Here is a 1,409-nt window from a genome sequence, read left to right on the forward strand (position 1 = left end):
TAATGCCGTTCAGTTAAGTCTGAACGGCATTTTTCTTTGCAGGGGTTGTAAACAAGGTGTCGAGCTGTTAACTTGCCGTTCCGATGCTATCGGAACAAGTCCACGCCACCCTTGAGCTTAGTGAGCCGGCCAGTTTTGCCCGGCTCAGCGAGCATCTGCCGATGGCATGGATCGAGCAGGCGCTGGCCGCCACCGGAACAGCGTCTGTTCGCCGGCGCCGACTGCCAGCAGAGCAGGTGGTCTGGCTGGTCATCGCGCTGGCGCTCTATCGGCACCAATCGATTCCCGATGTGCTGGAGACGCTGGACCTGGCACTGCCCAACGATGCCAACGCCTGTGTCAGCAAGAGCGGCATCGCCCAAGCCCGCGAGCGGCTTGGAGATAAGCCTTTGTTGTGGCTGTTCGAGCAAACCGCACGGGCGTGGGTGGCTCAGGATGCTGCGCACTACAAATGGAAGGGCTTGGCGCTTTACGCCATGGATGGCACCACCTTCCGCACTGCCGATAGCCCGGAGAATCGCCTGCACTTTGGCGCCCAGAGCTATGCCAGTGGCAAGGTCGCCAGCTATCCACAAGTGCGCGGTGTCTCGCTCACGGCCGTTCCTACCCATCTTGTTGCTGATATCGCCTTTGGCCGTTACGGCTGCAATGAGATGCTCTATGCCAAGCCGCTCATGGAGCGGATCCCGGATGATTCGCTGACGATCTTTGACAAGGGGTTTCTGGCCGCAGAGATCCTGTGGGGCTTGCGCATGGGCGGCAGCGAGCGCCACTTCCTGATCCCAGCCAAGAAGAATCTACAGTGGGAGCTGCTCTCAGGCAGTGCGGATGATGGCCTCGTACAGATGAAGGTCTCACCTCAGGCTCGCCGCAAGAATCCAGCCTTGCCAGAGACCTGGACAGCTCGTGCGATTCGAGACAAGGACTCAGATCGCATCCTGTTGACCTCGTTGACGGACCGTCGGCGCTTCAAGGCCGCCGATATCCTTGCGTGCTACCAGCGCCGTTGGGAAATCGAAACCAGCTATCGGGAATTGAAGCAGACGATGCTCGGGGCCGAACTGACCTTGCGCAGCCGCCAGCCCGAGGGCGTATATCAGGAAATCTGGGGGGCACTGATTGCGTACAACCTGGTGCGTCTGGAGATGGCCAAGGCTGCGCTCGAGGCCCGCGTCGAGCCTACCGACCTGAGCTTTGTGCTGGCCTTGCGCCTGATACAGGGTGAACTGACCTGGGCAGCCGGCATGGCCCCAGGCAAGCTGCCGGCCCATCTGCAGCGCATGCGCGCCAAACTTCAGTTGGCGATCGTACAAAAACGACGGGGGCGTAAGTGCCCCCGTGTGGTCAAAGCCCTGCCTAAGCGCTACACCGTCCGGTACCTCAGAAAGGACCTTAACTGAACGCCATTA

The 1,409-nt window shown here is 60.2% G+C and carries 1 protein-coding gene; it reads left to right on the top strand.

What is annotated here, in order from left to right; genetic code table 11:
- Positions 1–83 precede the first annotated feature (83 nt).
- Complete coding sequence (locus J8I34_RS34005; RefSeq protein ID WP_209808558.1) at positions 84–1,400, top strand: IS4 family transposase; 1,317 nt, start codon at positions 84–86, stop codon at positions 1,398–1,400.
- Positions 1,401–1,409 lie beyond the last annotated feature (9 nt).

It is taken from the genome of Cupriavidus phytohabitans, assembly GCF_017815025.1.
Lineage (GTDB): Bacteria > Pseudomonadota > Gammaproteobacteria > Burkholderiales > Burkholderiaceae > Cupriavidus.